Below are 396 nucleotides of genomic sequence, written 5' to 3' on the forward strand. Positions count from 1 at the left end.
ACCATGCCGCCCTCCCCGGCGATGGCGTCGAGGGCCCGGCTGCGCAGGGCGGAGACCCGGGCGCCGTCCTCCAGGCTCAGCGCGCCGGCCACCACCGCGGCGGCGATCTCGCCCTGCGAGTGGCCGAGGACGGCGTCGGGGTGGACGCCGTGGTGCTGCCAGAGGGCGGCGAGGGAGACCATCACGGCCCACAGGGCGGGCTGGACGACGTCGACGCGTTCGAGGAGTTCGCCGCTGCGCAGGAGGTCGCTCAGGGACCAGTCGACGTGTGGGGCGAGGGCCTTCTCGCACTGGGTGATCTTCTCGGCGAAGACGGGTTCGGTGTCGAGGAGTGCGGCGGCCATGCCGGGCCACTGGGAGCCCTGGCCGGGGAAGACGAAGACGGTGCGGCCGGGG

1 protein-coding gene is annotated in these 396 nt (G+C 74.5%); it reads right to left on the minus strand.

What is annotated here, in order from left to right; translation table 11 throughout:
* On the minus strand, window positions 1-396 hold a 396-nt coding region (locus PUR61_RS45070; RefSeq protein WP_329874821.1), incomplete at both ends, for an acyltransferase domain-containing protein.

The sequence above is a fragment of the Streptomyces sp. BE20 genome (genome assembly GCF_036322525.1).
GTDB lineage: Bacteria > Actinomycetota > Actinomycetes > Streptomycetales > Streptomycetaceae > Kitasatospora.